Source organism: Facklamia hominis CCUG 36813, assembly GCF_000301035.1.
GTDB lineage: Bacteria > Bacillota > Bacilli > Lactobacillales > Aerococcaceae > Facklamia > Facklamia hominis.
Map to the genome: position 1 here is coordinate 1116762 of NZ_JH932292.1, position 16594 is coordinate 1133355.

At 38.0% G+C, this 16594-nt stretch carries 16 protein-coding genes, 1 tRNA gene and 1 riboswitch; of the genes, 6 read left to right on the forward strand and 11 right to left on the reverse strand.

Annotated features, from left to right (window positions below; translation table 11 throughout):
* Positions 1-5: 5 nt before the first annotated feature.
* Positions 6-86: riboswitch (Fluoride riboswitch) on the reverse strand.
* A 34-nt stretch (positions 87-120) separates the two neighbouring features.
* From HMPREF9706_RS05145 to HMPREF9706_RS05155, 3 genes are read right to left on the reverse strand one after another with little or no spacing between them, the layout of a single operon-like run.
* On the reverse strand, positions 121-627 hold the full coding sequence (locus HMPREF9706_RS05145; RefSeq protein WP_006908314.1) for a hypothetical protein: 507 nt from the start codon (positions 625-627) through the stop codon (positions 121-123).
* Complete coding sequence (locus HMPREF9706_RS05150; protein WP_006908315.1) at positions 620-964, reverse strand: hypothetical protein; 345 nt, start codon at positions 962-964, stop codon at positions 620-622. The genes HMPREF9706_RS05145 and HMPREF9706_RS05150 overlap by 8 nt, the downstream gene beginning before the upstream one ends.
* Before the next feature lie 15 nt (positions 965-979).
* Positions 980-1282 (reverse strand): hypothetical protein, encoded by a 303-nt coding sequence (locus HMPREF9706_RS05155; RefSeq protein ID WP_006908316.1) that lies wholly within the window; start codon positions 1280-1282, stop codon positions 980-982.
* A gap of 483 nt (positions 1283-1765) precedes the next feature.
* On the opposite strand from HMPREF9706_RS05155, the gene nrdI reads away from it, so the two are divergent.
* The 6 genes from nrdI to HMPREF9706_RS05185 all read left to right on the forward strand — a co-directional run bounded on the left by nrdI (position 1766) and on the right by HMPREF9706_RS05185 (position 7815).
* The gene (nrdI, locus tag HMPREF9706_RS05160) at positions 1766-2137 is read left to right on the forward strand and encodes a class Ib ribonucleoside-diphosphate reductase assembly flavoprotein NrdI (protein WP_006908317.1); all 372 of its coding nucleotides are present in this window, start codon (positions 1766-1768) and stop codon (positions 2135-2137) included.
* Entirely contained in the window at positions 2125-4308 is a 2184-nt protein-coding gene (gene nrdE / locus HMPREF9706_RS05165; RefSeq protein WP_006908318.1) for a class 1b ribonucleoside-diphosphate reductase subunit alpha, read from the forward strand. The genes nrdI and nrdE overlap by 13 nt, the downstream gene beginning before the upstream one ends.
* Before the next feature lie 14 nt (positions 4309-4322).
* Positions 4323-5327: a class 1b ribonucleoside-diphosphate reductase subunit beta gene (nrdF, locus tag HMPREF9706_RS05170; RefSeq protein WP_006908319.1), complete on the forward strand. Its 1005-nt coding sequence runs from the start codon at positions 4323-4325 to the stop codon at positions 5325-5327.
* Positions 5328-5337: 10 nt separating this feature from the next.
* Entirely contained in the window at positions 5338-5568 is a 231-nt protein-coding gene (nrdH, locus tag HMPREF9706_RS05175) for a glutaredoxin-like protein NrdH (RefSeq protein WP_006908320.1), read from the forward strand.
* Positions 5569-5683: 115 nt separating this feature from the next.
* Positions 5684-6340 (forward strand): YaaA family protein, encoded by a 657-nt coding sequence (locus HMPREF9706_RS05180; RefSeq protein WP_006908321.1) that lies wholly within the window; start codon positions 5684-5686, stop codon positions 6338-6340.
* A gap of 131 nt (positions 6341-6471) precedes the next feature.
* Positions 6472-7815 (forward strand): MATE family efflux transporter, encoded by a 1344-nt coding sequence (locus tag HMPREF9706_RS05185; protein WP_006908322.1) that lies wholly within the window; start codon positions 6472-6474, stop codon positions 7813-7815.
* A 90-nt stretch (positions 7816-7905) separates the two neighbouring features.
* On the opposite strand, the gene HMPREF9706_RS05190 is transcribed toward HMPREF9706_RS05185, so the two are convergent.
* The 8 genes from HMPREF9706_RS05190 to rpsI form a co-directional block, all read right to left on the reverse strand.
* On the reverse strand, positions 7906-9120 hold the full coding sequence (locus HMPREF9706_RS05190; protein WP_006908323.1) for an ABC transporter permease: 1215 nt from the start codon (positions 9118-9120) through the stop codon (positions 7906-7908).
* Positions 9107-9862, reverse strand: coding sequence for an ABC transporter ATP-binding protein (locus HMPREF9706_RS05195; RefSeq protein ID WP_006908324.1), 756 nt, complete (start codon positions 9860-9862; stop codon positions 9107-9109). The genes HMPREF9706_RS05190 and HMPREF9706_RS05195 overlap by 14 nt, the downstream gene beginning before the upstream one ends.
* Positions 9863-9879: 17 nt before the next feature.
* Positions 9880-11220, reverse strand: a complete 1341-nt coding sequence (locus HMPREF9706_RS05200) for an efflux RND transporter periplasmic adaptor subunit (RefSeq protein WP_006908325.1) — start codon at positions 11218-11220, stop codon at positions 9880-9882.
* A 158-nt stretch (positions 11221-11378) separates the two neighbouring features.
* Positions 11379-13157 (reverse strand): ABC transporter ATP-binding protein, encoded by a 1779-nt coding sequence (locus HMPREF9706_RS05205; protein ID WP_006908326.1) that lies wholly within the window; start codon positions 13155-13157, stop codon positions 11379-11381.
* Between the two features lie 4 nt (positions 13158-13161).
* Entirely contained in the window at positions 13162-14877 is a 1716-nt protein-coding gene (locus HMPREF9706_RS05210) for an ABC transporter ATP-binding protein (RefSeq protein ID WP_006908327.1), read from the reverse strand.
* A complete protein-coding gene (locus HMPREF9706_RS05215) occupies positions 14870-15493 on the reverse strand; it encodes a TetR/AcrR family transcriptional regulator (RefSeq protein ID WP_006908328.1) in 624 nt (207 codons plus the stop codon). The genes HMPREF9706_RS05210 and HMPREF9706_RS05215 overlap by 8 nt, the downstream gene beginning before the upstream one ends.
* Positions 15494-15777: 284 nt before the next feature.
* Positions 15778-15850, reverse strand: a tRNA-Thr gene (locus HMPREF9706_RS05220).
* 343 nt (positions 15851-16193) lie between these two features.
* Entirely contained in the window at positions 16194-16586 is a 393-nt protein-coding gene (gene rpsI, locus HMPREF9706_RS05225; protein ID WP_006908329.1) for a 30S ribosomal protein S9, read from the reverse strand.
* Positions 16587-16594: the final 8 nt, after the last annotated feature.

A 16594-nucleotide genomic window follows, 5' to 3' on the forward strand; every position in this document is an offset into this window, starting at 1 on the left:
CAAATAAGCTTGTAGAAGTCATTAGTTCTTAGAACGGTTCGACTCACACTTTGTAAGCCAGGAAGCACTTCATTTCCTCAATAAAGCTATCATAAATCAATTCACTCAACGATGCAATCTTTATTCAACTTTTTCAAAAATTGTCTCGTTAAGACCAACTAGCTTGTCACCATCATGAACCTTCAACCGATAAATGGCCTTATCCTCAAAATAAATAATCAATTCTTCATCTTCAAGTTGGTAATTTACTGGCGAGAAAGTAATTTGAACTCTGGGGGCTAAACCATAATCTGAAAACTCAAGCCGAGGAAGGATGCTTTTTTCTAGAACTTCTGTGGAATCCTCTTCTGAAGGATCCAACAGGCCCATTCCTGATTGATTGACCATACGATTACGCCAATCAAGTAAATCTTGCAAATAAGGATCGTTTGACGTTTTTTCCAATTTGGCCTTGGAATTAATCACTAAGGATAACTGATCCTCTCGAATATTAAAACCCAAAAGCATCGAATCGGAATTTTCATTTTGATAGAAGCCATCAATGTCAGATAAATCTTGAGCACTGATCCCCTTAGAAAAAGGCAAGCAAAAAAGTATGAAAAAACAAAATAGTAGTTTTTTAATCATTCTTTTCCACCCTCCTAGCTGGAATCGGGCGAGGACTTTTTTCTGGATACAAATATCCTTCATATGTATAAATCCCTCCACCCGATTTTCTCCAATTTCTTGCTAAATAACCATTATAAATACCATCTTTCCTCGCTATACTAAAAAAGTGATATTCACCATAATCAACAACAACACTAATTGAATGCCAAACAGATTTCGGAGGGAGGGAAGTATATTCTTCTATACTATCCAAAGAAACGGAGTTAACTTCAATCTCTTGCGCAGACACATGACTAGAATCTCCTAAAAAGAAACAGAACATTAAACATAATAAAAATACATGATATTTTTTCATTGTTCTACCCCTTATCTATTGATAGGTAAGTACACCCGAATAAGTCACTACATAATCTAACTCACTAATATACCACGAACTAAAATAAAGGTAACCTGAATAGCGACCCTCTGTCCAATATAATTTCTTAGGAATTTCTTTATTCCCTACTATATAATTATCTAGATTGTACTCGCCTCTCCTGTATTTTCTAACAACATTTCTTTTTATTGGCTTATAAGCAACAGATGGGGAAACATTTTCCACAAAATTATGAGCGTCTACATCAGTAACGGGAAGCATTAAAAATAGAACCAATACAAGTAGAAATCTTCTCATCTCTAATCATCTCCTTATAACACAATAATATAGTATGCGCTTACTATAAAATAATACTAACAAATTTTATACCAATCGTCAAGTTCAAAGCTTAAAAATTTAAATATTTACATAAAAAACAATTAATAAGATTAATTTATTATTATATTCCATTAAAACCACCACAGACATTTCAAGCAATTAATACGATCTGTTGGTCTAACCGCTTAAAAATCTAAGAAGTGACTAATTTGAACTCAAAACTGATTGCTTTTCATTTACCAAATGATTTCTTGTGCTATAATGAATATCGTTGAACATAATCTCTGTAAAGCTTCACAACTGAATAGTTATCACGATAACAACACAATATATTGTATTAGATTATATCTGATATCCAATATATTGTGTTTTTATCTTGAAGGTCTGGTCGCTATCTGCTAGAATAGGACTAGCAAGTTGGAAAGATGTTAAATAAAATCTTTCCTAGAAAGGGGTCTGTCTATGATTATTTTTCAATCGGTCATCGGAAATACACGGGCCTTCGTTCAAAAATCAGGCTTAGAATCCCTTGAGATTACACCTGAAAATTATGACGAAATCAAAGTCGACCAGAACTTCATCCTCGTTGCCCCAACATATGACCATGAAACAACTTATATCCTCGATGAATTTATGAAATACCAGGATAATTACAAACACTGCCAAGGTGTTTTTGGAGGAGGAAACCGTAATTTTATGGATCTTTTCTGTTATACCGCCAAAAATATCAGCAAGTACTTTGACGTTCCCCTCTTACATCTTTTTGAATTCCAGGGAAGTCAATATGATGTCGATCAACTAATAAAGGAGCATCAAGATAAATGTCAGAACTAAAATCCATCAACAAACCTGAAGAAATTACTTATTTCCAGTTAAATAACCAAATCAATATCCCGATTAACGGTCAGATTCCCCTAGAAAAAGACAAAGAAGCCGTTCGGGCTTATTTTTTGGAACACGTAAACCCAAATACTGTCTTTTTCCATAATCTAGAAGAAAAAATTGGCTATTTAATTGATAAAGGCTATATTGAAGGGGATTTTATCGCCTTATACTCTAAAGAATTTATCAAGTCTTTATTCGACCATCTCTATCAACAAAAATTCCGTTTTAAATCTTTCTTAGGAGCCTTCAAATTTTATACATCTTATGCGATGAAGACTCGTGACGGCAAACGCTATTTAGAACGCTATGAAGATCGTATCGCTTTTATGGCACTCTATTTGGCTCAAGGAGATGAAGACTTAGCTTGGCATTTAGCCGACGAACATATTCATCACCGACTACAAATGGCCACCCCAACCTTCCTAAATGCGGGAAAGAAAGCCCGTGGTGAAATGGTATCTTGCTTCTTGTTAGATGTTCAAGATAATATGGAATCGATTGGACGTAGCGTCAACTCTGCTCTCCAATTATCTAAACGCGGTGGCGGTGTGGGGGTTAATCTTTCTAACTTACGAGAAGCGGGAGCCCCTATTAAAGGCATCGAAAATGCCGCTTCTGGAGTCGTTCCAGTCATGAAGCTCTTTGAAGATTCTTTCTCTTATGCTAACCAACTGGGTGCACGTCAAGGCGCAGGTGTAACCTATCTATCCGTCTTTCACCCTGATATCTACGCTTTTCTATCCACCAAAAAGGAAAATGCCGATGAAAAAGTTCGAGTAAAGACCCTGTCACTTGGTATCGTAGTACCTGATCAATACTATCACCTTCTTAAAAGCAATGAACCTATGTATCTATTCAGTCCTTACGATGTTGAACGAGAATATGGTGTCCCATTCTCGTATGTGGATATCACCGCTGAATATCATAATATGGTTGCTAATCCACGCATTCATAAATACCAAACTCGCGCTCGTGAACTAGAACAAGAAATCTCAAAATTACAGCAAGAATCCGGTTATCCTTATATTATTAATATCGATACCGTGAATCGCGCTAATCCGATTGATGGACGCGTCATCATGTCCAATCTTTGTTCAGAAATATTCCAAGTCCAAGAGCCTTCCATCCTCAACGAAGATTTAAGCTACAAAGAAGTAGGAAGCGATGTTTCCTGTAATTTGGCCTCGACTAATATTCTACAGATGCTCGAAGGGGATGATTTTGAAAAATCGGTTGAAACAGCCATTCGTGCTCTGACCCAAGTATCTAATATGACGCATATGCATGCTGTTCCAACCGTAGAACGAGGAAATGAACTCCATCATTCAGTCGGCTTAGGAGCTATGGGATTACATACCGCTTTAGCTTACCATCATATTGAATATGGATCCCCTGAAGGATTAGAACTCACCGACCTTTACTTCCGTTGCTTACGTTTTTATGCATTAAAAGCCTCAAATAAAATTGCCAAAGAACGGCAAGAAACGTTTGCTAATTTTGATAAGTCGGACTATGCGGATGGTTCATACATCCAAACTCACTATCTTGATACTGAAGAAGTGACCATTCACTCCGATAAGATCAAGGAAATCTTTAAAAAGATTCAAATCCCTCAAAAAGAAGATTGGCAAGACTTAAGTGAAGCAATTCAAAAAGATGGTCTCTATCATTCTTATCTATTAGCGGTTGCTCCAACTGGATCAATCTCCTATATTAATGAGACTTCTTCTTCCCTGCATCCAATCGTTCAACGAGTTGAGCACCGACAAGAAGGACAAGTAGGAGCTGTGTTCTACCCAACCCCTTATCTATCCAATGATACCCTACCTTATTTTGTCTCTGCCTATGACATGGATCAACGTAAAATTATTGATACCTATGCAGCTGCTCAAAAGCACATTGACCAAGGAATGGCTATGACCCTCTTCATGCAATCCGAGTTACCCGATAACTTCTACGAATGGAAGGTCAATCGTACCAATAAGATGACTACGCGAGATTTAAATATCCTAAGAAATTATGCCTATCGTCAAGGTATTAAATCTATCTACTACATCCGTACGTTTACAGGCGACGAAGAATTAGGTGGAGCCAATACCTGTGAGTCTTGTGTGATCTAAGAAAGGAAAGCATTATGAAAGATTATTTTAATCAAATTATTCATGGAGATGTTCAAAATCATAAAGTCGATTATTACAAAGCGATCGACTGGAACCAAGTAGAAGACACCCTCGATAAACAAACCTGGGAAAAACTCACTAGCCAATTCTGGTTAGATACTCGAATTCCCGTATCCAACGACCTTGCTGATTGGCGATCTCTATCAGATATTGAACAAGATGTTGTCAATAAAGCTTTTGTAGGACTGACTCTTCTTGATACGCTTCAATCAGAAGAAGGGGCCAATGTCATGCGTTCCGATATCCGTACACAACACGAAGAGGCCGTTTTAAATAATATCCTCTTTATGGAGTCCGTCCACGCTAAATCCTATTCCACAATTTTTATTTCTCTAAACCCTAGCCAAAAAATTGATGAAATCTTTGATTGGGGTAACAGTAATCCCTATCTACAATATAAAGCTAAAAAAATCAATGAAGTTTATCAAAATGCAGGCCCACTTGAGAAAAAAGCTGCCTCTGTGCTTCTCGAATCTTTCTTATTCTATTCTGGATTCTTTGCACCTTTGTGGTATTTAGGAAATGCAAAATTAGAAAATGTCGCCGAAATTATCAAACTCATTATCCGCGATGAATCTGTCCATGGTACCTATCTAGGATATAAATTCCAATTAGGCTACCGCGAACTTGTCGAAGAAGAGCAATATCGATTGATGATGTGGGTCCACGAATTACTCGAGGACCTCATGGAAAATGAAGTCAAATTTGCTGAAAGTGTTTATGACCAAATTGGTTGGACAGAAGAAGTTAAAGTCTTCATGCGTTATAACGCTAATAAAGCCTTACAAAACCTCGGCTTTGCACCTTTCTATGATGACGGTACTGCTGAACATGTCAACCCGATTGTTATGAACGGCTTATCTACCAACACAACGAACCATGATTTCTTCTCACAAGTTGGCTCCGGCTATTTGATGGGCCATGTAGAAGCCATGGAAGATGACGATTATAATTTCTAGGAGGAATACCATGTCTAAAATAACCATTTATTCAAAACCTAACTGCTCCCAATGTAATTTTACAAAACGATTTTTAGATGATCAGAAAATCGCTTACCAGGAAATTGATGTCATGCAAAATGACGATGCCTTACAACACATTAAAGAACTCGGCTTCCTATCACTGCCTGTGGTAGAAGGTCCCGACTTTGAGAGTTTTAACGGCTTCAATTTAATGAAATTAAAACAATTAGTTCCATAAAATTGATGACCAAAGAACTAACAGTGATTAGTAAAGAGGCTGTGACATTCATGTTGCAGGCTCTTTTATTGTTAGGAAGTTTATTCTTATATACGCTTAGAAAGGATTGCGCCTCATGAACCTTATTCTCCTATCCCCAAGCAAAGAAATGAATGACCAGCAAGGAACCCTATCTGTTAATTGGTCAACAAACAGTTATCAAGTTGCTACAGCTTTACAAAGCCTTTCCTTAGATGATATTCAAAAACAATTTCATCTGTCAGATAAGCTAGCTCTTCAAACATTTCACCATCACCAACATCTCTTTGATAAACAGGCTCTACCGGCTTACCTAGCCTATCAAGGCTTAGCCTTTCGTCAAATCGATTGGTCAAACATTCAATTAGACTATGCCCAAAAACATCTAGCCATCCTTTCTGCTCTATATGGCCTTGTGAGACCCTTAGATCCCATTAATTCTTATCGACTTGATCTCAAAATCCCCTTAAAGATTCAACACACTTCCTTAAAAAATTATTGGCAAAAACGCATTTCTCAATCTCTCGAAAAACAGCGAATTTATAATTTAGCTTCCAAAGAATTCTTTGACCTGGTCAACTTACCCCCGCAACAAATTGTTCAAGTTGACTTTTATCAGGATGCTTCCCTAACAAAAAAGCCCCGTCAGCTACTTGCAAAAAGCTACGCGGAGCACTTGCCAATCACCTATTACAAACTCAATCTTTTTCCTGGGATACTTTTTCTTGTTTTACACTCGACCAGTACCAGTTAAACACTACAAAAAGTCAAAAAAATCATTTAATCTACCATCGTTAAATAAACGGCTCAAAAGATTGAAAAGCTGATGGTCTTTTAGCTACTTTCGTCTATAATAGAACTATCGCGTCAAAAGGAGTGGTTCGAGTGCTTAATGTCAAAGATTTTTATAAAGAAATGCTAGCCATCGCAATCCCTATTGCTCTGCAAAACTTAATTGTTTCTAGTCTTAATACCTTAGATACCGTCATGATCTCCACATTAGGATCTGCGGCGATAGCCGGTGTAGGGCTGGCCAATCAAGTCTTTTTCTTTTATTCAATGATCTGTTTTGGAACAGGGACCGGTTCCTCCGTCATGATTTCTCAATATTATGGGCGGCGGGATTTTGATAATCTTAAAAAGGTGAATGCCTTATCTAATTTGATCGCCTTTGGCACAGGGATTATTTTTACACTTCTCGCGATCCTAATTCCTCAACAACTAATTGGTCTAATGATCAAGGACCCTTTGGTTATTGAAGCCGGAGCAAAATACCTTCGATTAGTAGCTCTATCCTACATTTTAACTGGATTCTCTTTTTCAACTGGGATTTCATTAAGAAGTACCGGAAATCCGAAAGCCCCCTTGGTCGCTGCAATCGTAGGCTTCGTTTGTAATGCTTTTTTTAATTATGTCTTTATTTTTGGAAAATTGGGCTTCCCAGAATTAGGTATTCTTGGTGCAGCTGTAGGGACAATAATCGCACGAACAGCCGAAGCGAGCATCTTACTTTATGTGAGCACACGCTATCACTGCCCACTTCGGGGACGATTGGAAGAACTTTTTGACTTTAGTCAAGAATTTATTCAACGCTTTATCAAAATTACACTACCCGTTATTATCAACGAGACTTTCTGGGGTCTCGGTCAAATTATGTATTCCGTCGCCTATGCAAAGGTTGGAACAGATGCTACTGCTGCCATTCAGATCGTTATCGCTATCCAAAATATGGCCTATGTTCTAGTTCGTGGCTTATCTAATTCATGCACCATCATTCTAGGAAAGACGATTGGGCAAGGTCTAATGGATGCTGTCTACCCCTATGCCATGCGATTCTTCAAATTAGGAACCCTCTTAGCTTTGATTATCGCTTTGTTTATTGGCTTAAATCCAGACCTACTCTTGTCCTTCTTTGGTCACTTAAGCCCTGTGGTATATGACTTATCACGTACTTTGCTGATCTTTGTTGGATTCCTATTTACTGTTCGTGCCTTCAATTCCATCCTCGTCGTAGGTGTTCTTCGCGGCGGTGGCGACACTCAGTATTCAATGTACCTAGAAATGGGCTCGGTATGGCTCGTTGGAGTTCCACTCGCTTTTATTGGAGCGGTAGTCTTAAAATTACCGATCCAATGGGTTTTCCTCATGGCCTCAATGGAAGAAATCACCAAAGCTTCCTTTGGTCTTCTACGAGTAAGATCCAAAAAATGGGTGCATGAAATCAATTAAATATCGCATTATCACAAAAAAAGAGAGGCTGTGACTAACAAAGTCATAGCCTCTTTAACATTTCTACAGTTCGATTTTGAATACTATTTTCTAGCGTAAAATTTCAATTAAATTCTTATGTGCAGCCTGCCTAGCTGGTAAATACCCCGCTGCTATCCCGATAAACACTGAAATTACAACCGTCACAAAAGCCGTTAGAAGATCATAGGCTGGCTTGAAAGGTAGAAAGTTGCCCGCAATCTTAGCGATGATAAATCCTAAAACATAACCAATTATCCCTCCAAAGGTAGTAATGACAATCCCTTCTAATAGAAATTGCCATTGAATCGATAACCGAGTCGCACCCACTGAACGACGAATACCAATTTCTTTTGTTCGCTCAGACACCGAGATATACATCATATTCATCACTCCAACACCAGCAATAAATAAGGAGATCCCTGCAATTGAGGTAATAAATAAAGTAATCATCGTTAATTGCTTACTAATCTCGGCCATTTCTTCCGTTCGATCATAGTACTCATAACTTCCACTATCTTTTGCCTTACCGCTTTCTTTAAGGTATTCGGCAATCCGTTTATTGGTTCCTTTCATATCCGCATCATCCCGATAAAATACCTTGATCGAAAAATTAAAGGTGGATTGTTGTGAAAAACGCTCATAAGTCGCTTTAGGTATCGCTAGTTGAATTGGGTCAGCCATCCATCCCATTAAATTATCTTGCTCTTGGTCCATCGGCATCTGATATACACCTACGATCGTATAATCCTGTCCATCAAGATTGATCGCTTTGTGGTAGGCTTCTTGTGGCGAAGCAAAGAACATACTCGCTGCCATTTCTTCAATAATTACATATGGTTTCTTAGCCTTCGAATCAGATGAATTTAGATTCCGCCCCACCACTAGGTTAAAATTTGTCTCTTCCTTGAGGCTAACATTCATATATTCTTGAGTCTTGCGAAAAGAAATTTGCATATACTGCTCGGTTACATCCTGACCATCCAGTTGTACTTCATCGACCCCTGGAAAAGAGCGTATATGCTCTAGATTGTCTTCGGAAAAAGGCTGCAATGTTCCGGGATCAGTATCTGAACCCGTCATATTATAATAAAAACTTTGACTTCTTCGACCCTTTTCATCCTTAGCTAAGGAATCCAATGTCTGTTTCTCAAATCCCTTTCCCAAGCTTAAAATAGTGATGACTGCTGCAATACCAATCACAATTCCGATCAATGTTAAAAAAGTTCGACGTCCATTCATCTTAAGGGTAGCAAGAGAAGATTTAAGAATTTCACTTACGCGCATCTATGGCTTCCTCCTCTTCTTGACGGAACTTAAGCGCCAATCCGCTTGCTTCCTCAGCTGATACGTCTTGTACCTGTCCATCTAACATTAATAAGTGACGACTGGCATAGGTCTGAAGACTTGGGTCATGAGTGACCATAACAATCGTAACTCCCTCTTCCTGGTGTAACTTTGAAAGAATTGCCATAATTGCTTTTGATGTTTTCGTATCTAAAGCCCCAGTTGGTTCATCTGCAATCACAAAATCTGGTTTATTCACCAATGCGCGCGCAATCGCCACACGTTGCCGTTGGCCACCGGATAACTCATGAGGCTTTGCGGTCATTTTCTGTTCAAGCTCCACTTTTTTTAGGACTTGCTCAACCTTTTGCATCGATTGATGATGAGAATAACCAGCATAGAGCAATGGCAACTGCACATTTTTGGAGACAGTCATATTATCTATCAGGTTAAAACTTTGAAAAACAAAGCCTACCTTTTGATTACGCAATTGAGAAATTTGAAAATCATTTCGATCAGAGACAGGCTCTCCTTGAAAAAGATACTCTCCTTCAAATTGATTATCCAAAAAACCTAAGACATTAATAAATGTCGACTTTCCCGAACCAGAAGCCCCCATAACAGACACAAATTCGCCTTCATAAATGGATAAATTAATATCCTTTAAAACATGAAGGGATTGATCACCATTTTTAAAATATTTATTGAGATGTTGTACATGAATGAGTGGTTGATTGGTCATAAATATTTCCTCACTCTCTAAAATCCACTCGGTGGACTCATCGCTCCAGACTGATTATCTTCATCCATCCCACCTAGCTGCATCACCTCAATTTTTTGTCCATCCTTAAGGTCGAATGGATTTAGAACCACTTGCTGACCTTCTTCTAAACCAGACTGAACAACCCGTTGCAAGCCTTGATTTTCCAAATCAACTTCTTTTTTATGAACAATGCCTTCTTGATAAATAAAGACATAACTGTGACCATCCTCTTCCAGTATCGCCTCTTGTGGTAAAACTAAACCAGTCGGTGTTATTTGAACTTTAACGGTAAAGCCTGGTTGAATAAATTCATCCGGAGAAACTGTAAATCCAAACTGTGTAGACGATGAACCACCTGCTAAATTGCTTTCAGAAGCAGTAGCATTATTGCCAGAGTCCTGTTGACTTGGAGCGGAACTTGCCGGTGGTATCTCATCATAACGTACTAGGGTTCCACTAACATAACGGTCCTCCGCATTAATATAAATCTGAACAGGAATATCCTTAGCTAGTAAATAAAATTCATACTCAGTTACTGATCCTTTAATTTGAACTCCTTGAGAAATAATCCGCACTAGTGGAACCGAATTGCTCGTTTTTCCGTCAGGATTAAGGATGACCTTACCATCATATTCCGCCCGAACTTCTCCCCGCTGTTTTTCATAGAGCCGTTGCAATTTAATTTCAACATCTTCGATTTGTTGATTCACCTGACGTATCTGATCCTTGGCAGCTGCAGCCGGGTCTTCCTGACCTGCTGTTTGAATGCTATTCACTTGAGATTGATAGGCTTCCTCATCTAAGGGTGTCTCACTCACTAAGGGTTGCCCCGATTTCCCGATCAATTCCGAAACATAATAATAATATTGACCATCCTTCGCCCAATAGCCTTGTAATGTATCGCCTTGATAGTTATACAAAAGACCTGTTTGCTTAGATAAATTATCAATCAATCGATTACGATCATTATATAGTCGAGTTTGCTCCCGCAAGGCATCCTCAATATCGTGCTGCAAGTCTCCAGTTTGAATATACTTATACAAGAGGTCGCCTTTTTTGACCTGTTGACCGTCCTGCACCAAAATTTGATCAATCTGTCCCTTTTCAGCATCATAAAAATAGGAATTATCTGCTACTAGTTGGACCGTTCCATCGATGGTCACCGGATCCTGGGGATAAAGATCCATCACTTGATAACCCGTCGAATCTATATTGGGCATCTCTGCTTCATTTCCAGCTTGAGTGCCTTTTACAAATTGATTGATAAAAAATGCTAATAGAGATAGAGTCACTAAACCAATCCCTATCCCAATAAACGCTCCCTTTTTCAACTTCATTTCTGTACCACCTTTTGCAGTTTGTCATCTAATTAAAACTGATTTGATAACTAATTTTAACATAGAAACGTTTTCCTGACTAGATATCTAAAAAAGGAACGCCAATTTTCTGATAACAGAAAATCAGCGTTTAAAATCAATCGTTCTTAGCTATTGAATTAGGCAAACTGTGCATTGTATAAACTAGCATAGAAACCATTTTTTTCTAATAAAGTCTGATGATTTCCTTGTTCTATGACATCCCCTTGATTCATAACAATGATATTATCTGCATTTCGAATTGTTGACAAGCGATGGGCAACAACAAAGGAAGTGCGATTCTCTAAAAGCTTAGCCATCGCTTCTTGAATTAAAACTTCCGTCCTTGTATCCACTGATGAAGTCGCCTCATCAAGAATAATCACTTCTGGATCAGATAGAAAAGCGCGAGCAATAGTAATTAATTGTCTTTGACCTTGTGATAAATTATTTCCATCCTCAGTTAAAAGCGTTTGATAGCCATCAGGTAGTGTGGAAACAAAGTCATCTACATGCGCTGCTTTGGCAGCCTGCAAGATAGCCTGATCACTCACTCCCTCATTACCATATTTCAAATTATCCCAAATACTCCCTGCAAATAGCCAGGTTTCCTGCAATACCATGGAATAATGGCTCCGCAAATCTTCTCGGGTATAATTCCGAATATCAATGCCATCATAATAGATAGCCCCTCCTGATACATCATAAAACCGCTCTAAGAGATTAATAAGCGTTGTCTTACCAGCTCCGGTTGGTCCAACAACAGCGATCATCTGACCCGGCTTTACCCTTAAGTTAAAGTCTGTCATCAATAATTGACCCGGCTCATAACCAAATTGAACATGGTTAAACTCAATCTTATACTGGGTATCTCTCTTTTGCGGATCTCCTTGAGGGTGAATCATTTCTTCCTCGTCTAACAATTCAAATACACGTTCGGTAGATGCTAAAGTCATTTGAATGGAAGCAGCAAGATTGGCCAGCTGCCTAAAAGGACCAGAAAACTGATTGGTATATTGAAAGAAAGATTGAACTGTTCCTATTGGAATCTTACCCTCTAATACCCCAAGACCACCAATAATCGCTACTAAAATATAGATAATATTCTTCGATAAATCGACTAAGGGATTTAAAATACCTGCATAAAATTCAGCTTTCCAAGAGGCTTCATTTAACTGATCACTCTTTTGCTCAAACAAGGCTTTTTCATGATCAATCTGATTATAGACCTTGATGGCTGTTTGCCCTGAATAACGCTCTTCAATAAAATCATTGACATGTCCTAGTAGAACTTGTCTTTGACGAAACAAATTTTGAGAGCGGCCAGAAATGATTCGAATAATCAAGTAATTCAAAGGAACCAATAGAACAACCACCAAGGTTAAAATACCACTCATCGATAACATCGTGAAAAATATGGCGAGTATTTGAACAAAGGACGTCACTACTTGTGTTAGTGATGGTCCCAAGGATGAAGCAATCTGATCCACATCATTGATGGCCCGCGAAAGAATTTCCCCGTTAGCATGACTATCAAAATAAGAAATCGGTAGATGACTCATCTTTTGCTTAATTTGCTTACGTAGATCATACACCGTATTTTGAGCGATTCTTAAAGTGATAAACTGTTGAAAGTACCGGAAAAAACTGGATAAAAGATAAGCTCCCGCTAAAATAACTAAAATACGTCCCATCCCATGATAATCGATTTGGTAATGACCATCATGACATCCAGCCTTAACCCCTTCATATATCAAGGTCGTAATCCAACCTAGAATTCGTGGAAGTTGGGCTTGTAAAAAGGCAGAAAAAGCAGCTAAAATTAAAACAACTAAGAGCCATAAACGTCGGCCTGCCATAAATTGATACAAGCGTTTTGCCGTATCCATAAAGGAGCGGTTCTGTTTCTTTTCTTCCATATGACTATCCCTCCTCTTTTATTTGAGATCGAACAATCTCTTGATATACCGGATTACTATTTAACAAACTTTGATGACTCCCACGCCCTACAATTTGACCATTATCTAAGACCAGAATTTGATCGGCATCCATCACGGTACTTACACGTTGTGCAATAATAATTATGATCGCATCTTGGATATTTTCCTTGAGAGCTTGGCGAAGCTTGGCATCAGTCTTAAAGTCTAATGCTGAAAAAGAATCATCAAACAAGTAAATCGCTGGTTGGCTAACAATCGCTCGAGCAATGGATAAGCGTTGCTTTTGTCCTCCCGAAAAATTATTCCCTGCTTGTTCAACACGGGCATCTAAGCCCTCTGGCAAATCTCTTACAAAGTCTGCTTGAGCAATATCAAGGGCCCGCCATAATTGTTCATCTGTCGCATTGCTTTTACCATATAACAAATTCGAGCGAATAGTCCCCGCAAAGAGCATCGCTTTTTGGGTAGCATAGCCGATACAAGTCCTTAACGCTTCCTGGTCCAATAGGCGAACGTCAACCCCATTCAAACGAACCGCACCCGCAGAAGCTTCATACAATCTGGGTATAAGGTTTGCGATGGTGGTTTTACCCGAACCAGTACCTCCAATAATTGCTAAAGTCTCACCTTGATTCACTGTAAAATTAAGCTTAGAAACCGCTGGTCTTTGGGCTTGTGGAAAACCAAAATCAACCCCTTGAAAACTTAATTGCCAAGGACCATCTTGAGGGATGGGTCGAGGATCCTTCACGCTTTGAATCGATGCTTTAGTATCTAATACTTCCAATATACGGTCAGCCGAAACTTGTGCTCGGGGAATAAAAATAAACAGCATACCTACCATTAAAATGGACATCAAAATCTGATTAGAATACTGGATGTAAGCAATAATATTTCCCACTTCCATGATTCCGACCTCAATCAGCTTAACCCCTTGGGTAAATATCAAGACATTCGATACGCCCACCACAAGCAATAATGAAGGGAGTAATAAAGACATAATTGAAAAACCCTTCACATTGGTATCCCGGTAATCCTGATTCACCTCATCAAATCGCGCTTCTTCGTAAGTCGACGTATTAAATGCCCGAATAACCCGAACCCCTGTCAAACCTTCACGAAAAACCTTGTTTAACCGGTCCATAATTGATTGTACTCGACGATAAATAGGTGTCACAATACGCATAATCACAAAAACCAAGACACAGATCAAAGGTAATGTAATCCAATAAATCCAGGCTAATTCACTTTGAGTTTGATAGGCGAAATAGGCTGATACTGCTACAATTATTGGTGTCATAACAATCATTCGCAAAGTCATCATGGTGATTATTTGAATCTGCATCACATCATTGGTTGTTCGAGTAATTAATGTTGATGTCTCGAAACGCGATAAATCATCTTGCGAAAAAGCCATTACTTGTGAAAAAATTTGTTTACGTAAATGATTCCCTAGCCCTTGTGACTCTTTAGCACACATTCTAACCGATATAAAAGCCAACACAATCGTCATCAATGATGCCACTAGCATCCAAGAACCATATTGCCAAATCCCCGACTGACTACCTGTTCTTGCCGCCACATTTAATATCTTAGCAGCTATTGTCGGCAAAAATAATAAGCTAACTGCCTCAAAAACCATTATTGAAAAAATGATGGCTAATTTCTTTTTATCCAACATTCCCCAGATTCTAATCATTCAATATCTCCCTTCTTAAAGTCCCTTCCAGCAACCATTGTAACCGCTGTTCAAATAATTCTTGACAATCATCCAATGTCCAATGGTTCACCAAGGCTTTAGTAATACAGTGTGTTAACACAAAATGATAAAATTCAATAAAATTCCCAATATCTTTCTGCTCAATGACAAGATATTTCTCGAAATAAGTCAGCAATTTTTCTTGATCCAAATTTTTTGACTGATGAACCCATCGACTCGCTTGATAGATACGTTTTACTAATTGAAAATCAGCATGAAGTAACACTTGCCTTAAAAATTGACTATAGTGAGAAGTCAACATGAACTCAATATATTGAGAACCATGATTAACAAGCGCTGATTTTAAATCTAAGTCCAAGGTTACATCTGATGTAAATTGATCCAGTTCAAGAAGAACTTGCTGAAATAAATAAGAAAAAAATTCATCCAAATCTTCAAAATATTGATAAAAAGACCCTCTTGGGATCTCTGCACTTCGAATAATATTAGATACAGAAGCTTGACTCTTCGGTCGTTGAGAAAACTCCATAATTCCCGCCTTCACTAAACGGTCTTGCTTTTCTGGACTTAAATTTAAAAAAGTTTGACTTGGCATAAGCTTCCCCCTTAAAATGACACCGTGTCGCTTTATACCCAGTATATATGACAGAGTGTCGCTTTTCAAGTAGCCATTCATTCAAGCAAAACTTTTTCCTAATATATAAATTTTATTACCTTATTTAATCGCTTCAAAGTCCTTCTAAAACAATAAAAACCACAAACATTGTTATCACAATGTTCATGGCTTTTATAAAAAAATTCGATATTTCTTCTTTATATATCTATAAAGTTAGTATTTTAAAAATCACCTTTAATTGAATCACTTATTTATGTAATTTATGCCGGATATAGGAATCGAACCTACGACCTTCACATTACGAATGTGCTGCTCTACCGACTGAGCTAATCCGGCATTTTTCAACAACAATCATTATTATACGCCTAATAGGTATTTTTGCAAGTTTTTTAGATTCATGTAATGATGGCGAACTCATATTAGAAACTAAAAAAATTAAAAATGAAATCAAGCTAACTAAATTATTAACAGCAGTGGAAATGTAGGAAAAGACAATAACTCAGCAGTCTTTTTCTGATAAATATCTTTTGGATATCCCCAAATTAATCAATCAATTTGCCAATTTTATGAGCGATAAAGATAAAAAGTATTTAAAACGTATTAAGAACGTATTAAACGAAAAAAACACCCTTTCCACCGAAGTAGAAAAGGTGCTGTAAACATTGATATAACAATAATATTAACGTTTTGAGAATTGAGAAGCCTTACGAGCTTTCTTAAGACCCGGTTTCTTACGCTCAACCATCCGTGGGTCACGCGTTAACAATCCTGCCGTTTTTAAGGCAGAACGGAAATCAGGATCTACATTTAATAATGCACGAGCAATTCCATGACGGATAGCTCCTGATTGACCAGAGAATCCACCGCCTTGAACATTAACAATCACATCATAAGAACCTAATGTTTCGGTTACATTGAATGGTTGTTTAATAACTTCTTGTAAGTGCGCAAAGGGGATATATTCTTCTAATGATTTACCATTAACAGTAAATTCACCAGTTCCTGGCACTAAACGAACACGTGCTGATGAGTTTTTACGACGACCAGTTCCTAAGTATTGTACTGTAGCCATTTAATCCC

Excerpts from the sequence above, each read along its gene's own strand:
- HMPREF9706_RS05145 (WP_006908314.1), bottom strand. The coding sequence starts at position 627 with ATGATTAAAAAACTACTATTTTGTTTTTTCATACTTTTTTGCTTGCCT.
- HMPREF9706_RS05150 (WP_006908315.1), bottom strand. The coding sequence starts at position 964 with ATGAAAAAATATCATGTATTTTTATTATGTTTAATGTTCTGTTTCTTT.
- HMPREF9706_RS05155 (WP_006908316.1), bottom strand. The coding sequence starts at position 1,282 with ATGAGAAGATTTCTACTTGTATTGGTTCTATTTTTAATGCTTCCCGTT.
- nrdI (WP_006908317.1), top strand. The coding sequence starts at position 1,766 with ATGATTATTTTTCAATCGGTCATCGGAAATACACGGGCCTTCGTTCAA.
- nrdE (WP_006908318.1), top strand. The coding sequence starts at position 2,125 with ATGTCAGAACTAAAATCCATCAACAAACCTGAAGAAATTACTTATTTC.
- nrdF (WP_006908319.1), top strand. The coding sequence starts at position 4,323 with ATGAAAGATTATTTTAATCAAATTATTCATGGAGATGTTCAAAATCAT.
- nrdH (WP_006908320.1), top strand. The coding sequence starts at position 5,338 with ATGTCTAAAATAACCATTTATTCAAAACCTAACTGCTCCCAATGTAAT.
- HMPREF9706_RS05180 (WP_006908321.1), top strand. The coding sequence starts at position 5,684 with ATGAACCTTATTCTCCTATCCCCAAGCAAAGAAATGAATGACCAGCAA.
- HMPREF9706_RS05190 (WP_006908323.1), bottom strand. The coding sequence starts at position 9,120 with ATGCGCGTAAGTGAAATTCTTAAATCTTCTCTTGCTACCCTTAAGATG.
- HMPREF9706_RS05195 (WP_006908324.1), bottom strand. The coding sequence starts at position 9,862 with ATGACCAATCAACCACTCATTCATGTACAACATCTCAATAAATATTTT.
- HMPREF9706_RS05200 (WP_006908325.1), bottom strand. The coding sequence starts at position 11,220 with ATGAAGTTGAAAAAGGGAGCGTTTATTGGGATAGGGATTGGTTTAGTG.
- HMPREF9706_RS05205 (WP_006908326.1), bottom strand. The coding sequence starts at position 13,157 with ATGGAAGAAAAGAAACAGAACCGCTCCTTTATGGATACGGCAAAACGC.
- HMPREF9706_RS05210 (WP_006908327.1), bottom strand. The coding sequence starts at position 14,877 with ATGATTAGAATCTGGGGAATGTTGGATAAAAAGAAATTAGCCATCATT.
- HMPREF9706_RS05215 (WP_006908328.1), bottom strand. The coding sequence starts at position 15,493 with ATGCCAAGTCAAACTTTTTTAAATTTAAGTCCAGAAAAGCAAGACCGT.
- rpsI (WP_006908329.1), bottom strand. The coding sequence starts at position 16,586 with ATGGCTACAGTACAATACTTAGGAACTGGTCGTCGTAAAAACTCATCA.